We start from the raw sequence: 7787 nt of genomic DNA on the forward strand, positions 1-7787 counted from the left end.
GCGGGGAAGGGAGAGCCGGAGTCTTTCGAGCCAGCCCAGCGTTGCTCCTCGGTTACGGTGCCTGCACCGCGCCCTCGTGGCGCCTTGGTCTGGCCCGAAATCCACTCGGCCATTCTACCAGCCAATTCTGCAGCTTGGTATTAGGCGACTTCACTTAGAAGAGACGGCAGACCTCAGAATGTAATCCGCCGTCATCTGAATCGGGTCTTGGCCGAGGAGTTCGGCAGCCTTGGGGTGCAGGCTGGAAACTGGATTGAAATCGAAGAAGCAAGGCCTGCCGTCAGCGAGAAGAAAATATTCGAGAGCACCAAGCTCCATTCCAGCCTTCCGCGCGATCTGGAGTGCTTGGTCTTGGACTTCTGCGTCGATGGCCTCAGAAGAGGTTAGTCTTGATTCGTGGCCTGCCTTGGCTAGGCAATAGTCGAATTCGCCGGGTTGAAAGGGGGTAGCGGCGTCATAAAGAATCCGATCCCCTAGCAGCTCGATGCGGTGAACCAAGCCATCGACTGGCATCAAAAACTCTTGCTCGATCCATTCGAGGGAAGAATCGAGATCAGGCGGCGCAGTTTCCTCCCGAGAGAGGCTTTGAATCCCTTTTCCAAAACCGCCTCGCGGAGGCTTCAGCAGAACCTCTCTGCCCGGCAGAGCGCGCCCCCCTGCAATGGCCAGCGCGGTCTCCGGAGTAGCGACCTGGCAAGCTTGAAAAAGCGCTGTTTGTTTCATCTTTGAAAGACCGATTTCAAGGGACGCAAGCCCGTTGATGACCGGTCGACCCTGACTCTCTAGTCGCTCTAAAGCACGCCGTAACTGTTCCAAGTCCTCGGGAGCTATCCGAAGCAACTGCGTGGAAATCCGATTGACCACCATGTTGAAGTCCTCGGCAGCCGAAAGGTCAGAGCCAACTCTAACAGAGGCACCTCGATGACGAAGGGAGTTCTCCAGGGGACGAGTCCAGACGGGAATGTCAGTGAGGAGGAAGATCGCTGATAACTTACTGGAAAGCATTTCAACTAGAAAGGGTGCGACCGGGTAGAACAAAGGCCTGACCGAATTCAGGCGAATGACCGCGACGATCAACCTTACGTTGGTGAAACAGAACTCGAGCCCGATCAAGGCTGACCAACAGGACAAGCGATAGAAAAGTGAATGATTTTCCAACCTCCTTCGGCGTTGTTATACCAACCTCCAGAATTCACTGGTAGAATGGAGGGAAGGTGGTGTGGGGAAGAGGCGCTGAAGCGCGGGGAAGGGAGAGCCGGTGTCTTTCGAGCCAGCCCCGCGTCGCTCCTCGGTTACGGTGCCTGCACCGCGCCCTCGTCGCGCCTTGGTCTGGCCCGAAATCCACTCGGCCATTCTACCAGCCAATTCTGCAGCTTGGTATTAGGATGCGTTTCCCTTTCGCAGCGGTTGCGTCCACTCGTTCGTTTTCTCGCGGAGGCCATCGATCAATTCGGCAAACTTGCGTCTAATTTTTTGCCTCGCAAAGAACCTGCTCCAATAACAAATCGGGAAAAATTCTCGGGCCCCGAGGCCATCAATGATCTTTATATTGCGGCTGGCATCGAGTCGGAGATTTCCAATGCTCAGATCTCGCAAAACGACCGAATCAATGAGGCATTTTTGGTAGAGATCAAGAATCCTTTCTTTTAGTTCTTCTGGTTTCAATTCCTCAAGACCGCCGATAAAAGAAGCAATATACTCGAATACATATCCTAAACCCAAGTTGGTGTCCAAGGTTCCGAAGTAGGATGAAAGGTAGGGCGCTGCGATCTTTCTTTTTTGTAGTAGCGCATAAGCTCTCAGCTCGATTTGGATATTTTTCTGCGCAGAAGCATCACTCTTCACGATTTTAATGCATCTGGTTTTATCGAAAGGATGGGAATAGCAAAATTTATCCCCTCCCTCGCCAAGAAGAAGTGTTTCATCTAGATGGATCATTAGAGCGAAAGGGTTTCAGAAATTTTGGCCTGGATGATCTGTGTTGTTTTGTAGACGGGTAGAGAGATCCATCTAGGACATCAAGTGAAACTCCCCTACGACAGGGCTGAACAAGCCGATTTTTGGAGCCGAACGAAGAAAAACTGGGGCGGTTGGTTGCTTAGAGTGAAAGAGGCTGCTGTGAAGGGCGCGTCCTGGCTGGGAAAAGCATCCGAGTGATGGCTAGCAGCTATCCTCGGGGTGCTTTCAAGCGGCCATAACGAAGTGGGCGATTGCATCTCATCATGCGAGGAGGATCACGGGGCTCGCAACTATGCAGACCACCGCAGATTTAGCCCAAGCCTTCAGCGCACTTCTCTCCGGCTTCGGGTTTATAGTTTTCTGTCGAACGTTGAAGGCCACATGCCGCTGACCATCAGGGCCGCATCGCTGAAAGAGTGGACTTCCAAACTACAAAGTCACGTCAAAACAACAGCGCGGTCAGCGGTTGTGTGCGCCGTCTTGTTCGGGTTTGGTTTTCATTGCAATCCGCACGATATCTCGACAGGATCCGAGATTCAAAATCACATGATTCAGCTGCTTGTCGCCCAATTGGCCTTTGAGAGCAAATCTAAATTCTTTCTGTCCGTCATAACTCTGATCCTTCTGAAAGATTCCGTCTGCTCATATCCTCCACCGGTCTTGGTATACGAGACGGGACCAACATGGAGCGGACAAAGCTTCGGTTTCCGCTGACCAAGAGCCGTCGTGATTCGCCGTGAGAATTCGACCGTGTCCAAAATCTGCACAACGCAATTTTTGTCAGGCCACGTTCGAATCACACGGTGCGGGTCCGTATCCAGCGTGCAACACCAGACAAAAACCGGCCCGGCGTATTCGGCTGTGCAGCGAACATCATTGCGATTCAATATCTGCCGCCCTTCATCGGCGTCTCCCCGATCAGGGTGAGTATCTAAAATGAACTCCTCGATGTTGGTGAAGTAAATGGTGCCGTTTTCAATGACGTCCTTCGCCCAGTCAAACATCGTGGCTTTGAAGATCGTGGGTATCACGTATTCAATCCCGTTATGGAGAAAGCCTACGATTTTTTTCCGAACAGTATTTATTCGTATCACCTGGGAAACTGATATTACGGTGGGTTTTGCTACAAAAGCACTCGGTTGGAAGTCCCAAGATTCTGGGTTCGGCCGTGAGGAGGATTTTGTTCGCGGTTTTCGGGCACGGCTTTTTTTCTGGGCACGGTGCGGGGAGTGCGCGGTCGCCGGGCCTTGGTTCGGCCTAATACCAACCTCCAGAATCCACTGGAAGGTAGAGTAGGGAGGAGGCGCTGAAGCGCGTGGAAGGGAGAGCCGGTGCCTTTCGGGTCAGTCCAGCGTTGCTGCTCGGTTACGGTGCCCGCACCACGCCCTCGTCGTGCCTTGGTCTGACCCGAAAATTCACGCGGCCGTTCTACCACTTGATCCGGCAGCTTGGTCTTAGGCGGGGGTGCTTTGTGGGATTTGGGCTGCTTCGCGGAGGAGGTCGGCGGTGGTTTCCCAGTCGAGGCAGGCGTCTGTGATGCTTTGCCCGTAGGTGAGCTGTTCCGGGGCCTGCGGGAAGGGCTGGTTGCCCTCGACGAGGTTGCTTTCTAACATGGCAGAGAGCGCGTGGTTGCCCGCTTGGCGCTGGCGGAGGATTTCCCGGAAGACTTCCGGTTGGCGGTGGTGATCTTTCTGCGAGTTGCCGTGACTGGCGTCGATCATGATGGCGGTGGGAAGTTGCCTTTGGGCCAGGCTTTCGGCGGCGGCGGCGACGTTGCTTGAGCTGTAGTTAGTCCTTTGGTCGCCGCCTCGGAGGATGAGGTGGCAGTGAGGGTTTCCGCTGGTGGTGACGGAGCTGGCTTGGCCTTCCGGGCTGACGCCGAGAAAGGTTTGCGGCTGGAGGGCTGCTTGGATGGCGTTGAGGGCGGGGGTGAGGGCGCCAGAGGTGGCGTTCTTGAAGCCGAGCGGCATGGAGAGTCCTGAGGCCATTTGCCGATGGGTTTGCGATTCAGTGGTGCGGGCACCGATGGCCGACCAGCAGATGAGGTCGGCGATGTATTGGGGGGTGATGGGATCGAGCAGTTCAGTGGCGGTGGGCAGTCCGAGGTCGATGACGTCTCTTAGGAAGGTGCGGGCCCTTTCCAAGCCTTGGCAAAGGTCGTCACTGCCATCGAGATGTGGGTCCATGATGAGACCTTTCCATCCGACGGTGGTGCGAGGCTTTTCGAAGTAGACCCGCATGACGAGATAGAGGCGTTCCCGAACTTCTTCCGCCAAGGCGGCCAGCTTGCGGGCGTAGTCCAGGCCGGCCTGAGTGTCGTGGATGGAGCAGGGCCCCACGATGACGAGGAGCCGTGGATCTTTTCCCACCAGGAGCTGGGCGATGGTGTCGCGGGATTCTGCGATGAATTCGCCTTGGGCCGGGGTGCGCGCGATGCGTTGGCAGAGGTCGAGGGGCGAGGGGAGAGCCTGGTATTTGGCGATGTGGAGGTCGGAGGTGCGTTTCACGAGGGCAGGATTCCAGAGAGGGGCTTGGCGTTCAGGCCAGGTAGGCGGCGATTTCGTCGGCGAGGACTCTTCCCCGCGGTGTCAGGGAGAGGCGATCTTTCTCTTTTTGGACGAGGTTTTCGTGGAGGAGGTCATCCACCCTGGGGTCGGCTTCTGGGAGCGCGCCCAGGAGGGAGAGGGAGATGCCTTCGGTGGTTCGCAGGCCGAGGGCGATCCTCTCGAGCCGGGTGTCGGCTGTTTGGAGGGTTTCTTTTTCGGTGCGGACGTCTTCACCCGCTTGAAGCGCTGCGATGTAGCGCTGGGTGTGGGGGAGGGTTTTCCACCGTTGTCCACCGACGGTGGTGACGGCGCTCGGCCCGAGGCCGAGGTAGTCGGCACCGGCCCAGTAAGCTCGATTGTGGAGGGATTCTTTGCCGGGGTGGCTGTAGTTTGAGATTTCGTAGTGGTGGTAGCCGGCGCTGGTGAGCAGGGTGTCCGCGGTGCGGAAGAAGTCGGCGTCTTGATCGTCGTCCTGCTCGAAGTCGCCTTTCTGATATCGCTTCATGAAGTGGGTGTCTTCTTCGTAGGTGAGGTTGTAGGCGGAGATGTGGTCTGGCTGGAGTTGGATGGTTTGCTCGAGGTCTTTTTGCCACTCGGAGAGGGTCTGGGTGGGGAGGGCGAACATGTGATCGAGATTGATGAGCGGCAGGCCGATTTCGCGCAGGTGCCAGTAGCTTTCGATGGCTTGCTGGGGGTGGTGATCCCGTCCCAGCAGTTTGAGGAGGCGGGGATTCCACGTTTGGTTCCCGAGGGAGATGCGGGTGACGCCGGCCTGTTTGAGGAGGAGCGCTTTGCCGTCTTCGAAGGTGCGGGGGTTGGCTTCGACGGTCCATTCGGCCAGGTGCCGAAGGTCAAAGAGTCGATGAATGCCTTCGAGAAGCCGTGCCAGGTGAGAGGCGTCCAAGGCGGTGGGTGTGCCGCCTCCCAGGTAGATGGTGGTGGGCCGTACTTCGAGTCGGCGCAGGCGGAGGGTGGCTTCGGCAAGCAGGGCTTCGACGAGGGCGGCCTGGTCTGTTTTGCCCGGGGTGTGTTTGTAAAAGGAGCAGTAGGGGCAGATCCGCGTGCAGAGGGGGATGTGGACGTAAAGGTGCGCGACCAGGGGGCGGGCCGAGGAGTTTTCGGTTTTCAGTGCCAATTTTTCAGTCAAGAGGAGAGGGGTGGATCGCGGCCGGGAACTTGAGGGTATTTTACGGGATGTCTCCCGGTCTTTTTTTCTCTCTCTCAAGGTGCTCCCAAATTCGGTCAGGGGAACTCTCGGTTTGGGGTATTTGCTGGCGCGCTTGAGCGATTCGGTGGCGGATTCTTCTTCGGCCGCTCCGGGGCGCCGAGTGGCCCTGCTGCGGCGTCTGGAGGAGAGTCTCCGGGGCGGGGAGGACCGGGCGCTGGAGGGGGATTTGCTTTCTCTGCGGGCGAAGCTGGCCCATCCCGGCGAGCAGCGTCTTTTGGGGGCTTGGGCCAGGCTGCGAGGGCTCCATCGCGGGCAGGAGGCTTGGGTTCGCGAGAAGATGGAGGCGATGCTGTCCCAGATTTTCCGCGGACAGCGGCTGGATGTGGAGCGATTCGGGGACGCGGACCGGAACCATCCGGTGCAGCTCCATTCCAAGGTCGAGCTGACGGAGTATACCGTTTTGGTGGCGGGCTGTGTGGGGGAGTTTTGGACGGATCTGTGTGAGCGGTGTGTCCCGCGATATTTCGTGAGGGGGGCGGAGCCGATGCGGGAACGCGGCCGGGCTCTCGGCCAAGGCTTGCAGCTCATCAATATTTTGCGCGATTTGCCCGAGGACTTGCGCCAGGGGCGCTGTTACCTTCCTCGGGAGACGTCGAGTTCGTGGGAGGGAGAGGTGCTGTGGAGGGAGGCGGAGCCTTGGCGGGCGCGTTGTCGCGGTTACCTCAATCGGGGAGGCGAGTATTTGGCTGCGGTGCGCCCTTGGAGGCTGCGCTTGGCGGTCGGGCTGCCTTTGGCCTTGGCTCGTAAGACGCTCGCGCGGCTGGAGACGGCCGAGTGGGAGGAGGTGGAGAGGGGGATCAAGGTGCCCAGGTCGGAGCTTCGTCGGCTGCTTTTCCTAGGTATGCTTCGGGGCTGGCGGGAGTAGTCTTTTCTCTTCAAGTTTCGGGGTTTAGGTGCGCGGAGTGACCTGCCAAGGCTTCTTCGGAGGGCATCCAGGGGTGGAAGGAGCCCGGGGAGGGGGCGAGGAAGTGGAGGATTTCGCCCGTGGTTGGATGGCGGAGCTGGAGCTGCCAGGCGTGGAGCATGAGGCGATCGGCGGGGGGAGTTTGTCGCTTGAGGTTGGCATAGAGTTCGTCGCCTAAAATGGGGCAACCGAGGGTGAGGCAGTGGACGCGAATTTGGTGAGTGCGGCCGGTGTGGATTCGACAGAGCAGCAGACTGCTGTCGGGGTGACGCGTGAGGACCCGGTAGTCAGTGAGCGCTTCTTTCCCGCGATCGCTTTCCACGTTGGCTCGTTTCATCCGATGCACGGGGTGGCGGGCCAGATGGGTGTGGACGGTGCCGGCGTCTTCTTTCGGTCCCCGCTCCACGACGGCCAGGTAGAGTTTGCGCGTGGTGCGGGCGGCGAACTGCGCGGCGAGTTCGCGCTGGGCATGTGCGGTTTTGGCCACCACGAGGCAGCCGCTGGTGTCTTTGTCCAGACGGTGGACGATGCCGGGGCGGTCGGGGTCGCCGGTGGAGGCGAGGTCCGGGCCGCAGTGATGCAAGAGGGCATTCACGAGGGTGCCGCGGCGGTGGCCCACGCCGGGGTGGACCACCATGCCGGGGGCTTTGTTGACCACCAGGATCTGGGGGTCTTCATGGAGAAGGTCCAGGGGGAGTTTTTCGGGAAGGATTTGTTCTGACTCAGGCTCAGGCAGTTCGACCCGGATGAGGTCCCCGGCGGCGACACTGCTGCGGGGTTTGACGGTTGCTCCATTCAGGGTGATGGCCCCCTTCTTGATCAGGCTTTGAGAGAGGGATCGGGAGAGCTGGGGCAGGCGGGTGGCTAGGAGTTTGTCCAGTCGCTCTCGGGATTCGTCCGGAGCGACGGTGAAGGTGTGGGTCGGGGACACGGCTGAGGAGAGTCTCCTGCGAGGACTTCTACCTGGCAACGAAAAGGCTTTCTTATACCAACCTTCAGAATTCACTGGTAGAATGGAGGGGAGGTGTTGTGGGGAAGAGGCGCTGAAGCGCGGGGAAGGAAGAGCCGGTGTCTTTCGAGCCAGCCCAGCGTTGCTCCTCGGTTACGGTGCCTGCACCGCGCCCTCGTCGCGCCTTGGTCTGGCCCGAAA

The 7787-nt window shown here is 58.6% G+C and carries 7 protein-coding genes; 1 reads left to right on the forward strand and 6 read right to left on the reverse strand.

Annotation, left to right across the window (positions count from 1 at the left end):
• Positions 1-150: 150 nt before the first annotated feature.
• From AAF555_12070 to hemW, 5 genes are all read right to left on the reverse strand, one after another.
• On the reverse strand, positions 151-1077 hold the full coding sequence (locus tag AAF555_12070; GenBank protein ID MEM6912301.1) for a hypothetical protein: 927 nt from the start codon (positions 1075-1077) through the stop codon (positions 151-153).
• Between the two features lie 303 nt (positions 1078-1380).
• Positions 1381-1938, reverse strand: a complete 558-nt coding sequence (locus AAF555_12075) for a YrbL family protein (GenBank protein MEM6912302.1) — start codon at positions 1936-1938, stop codon at positions 1381-1383.
• A gap of 572 nt (positions 1939-2510) precedes the next feature.
• The gene (locus tag AAF555_12080; protein MEM6912303.1) at positions 2511-2963 is read right to left on the reverse strand and encodes a hypothetical protein; all 453 of its coding nucleotides are present in this window, start codon (positions 2961-2963) and stop codon (positions 2511-2513) included.
• 450 nt (positions 2964-3413) lie between these two features.
• Positions 3414-4466 (reverse strand): 3-deoxy-7-phosphoheptulonate synthase, encoded by a 1053-nt coding sequence (locus tag AAF555_12085; GenBank protein ID MEM6912304.1) that lies wholly within the window; start codon positions 4464-4466, stop codon positions 3414-3416.
• Positions 4467-4497: 31 nt separating this feature from the next.
• Positions 4498-5640 carry a radical SAM family heme chaperone HemW gene (gene hemW, locus AAF555_12090; protein MEM6912305.1) on the reverse strand — a complete coding sequence of 381 codons (1143 nt, stop codon included), beginning with the start codon at positions 5638-5640 and terminating at the stop codon, positions 4498-4500.
• A 22-nt stretch (positions 5641-5662) separates the two neighbouring features.
• Here hemW and AAF555_12095 point away from each other — a divergent pair, with 22 nt between their 5' ends.
• Positions 5663-6598 (forward strand): squalene/phytoene synthase family protein, encoded by a 936-nt coding sequence (locus AAF555_12095; protein MEM6912306.1) that lies wholly within the window; start codon positions 5663-5665, stop codon positions 6596-6598.
• A 10-nt stretch (positions 6599-6608) separates the two neighbouring features.
• On the opposite strand, the gene AAF555_12100 is transcribed toward AAF555_12095, so the two are convergent.
• Positions 6609-7568 carry an RluA family pseudouridine synthase gene (locus AAF555_12100; GenBank protein ID MEM6912307.1) on the reverse strand — a complete coding sequence of 320 codons (960 nt, stop codon included), beginning with the start codon at positions 7566-7568 and terminating at the stop codon, positions 6609-6611.
• Between the last annotated feature and the right edge of the window lie 219 nt (positions 7569-7787).

Source organism: Verrucomicrobiota bacterium (assembly GCA_039027815.1).
In the GTDB taxonomy this organism is placed as follows: Bacteria; Verrucomicrobiota; Verrucomicrobiia; order Verrucomicrobiales; family JBCCJK01; genus JBCCJK01.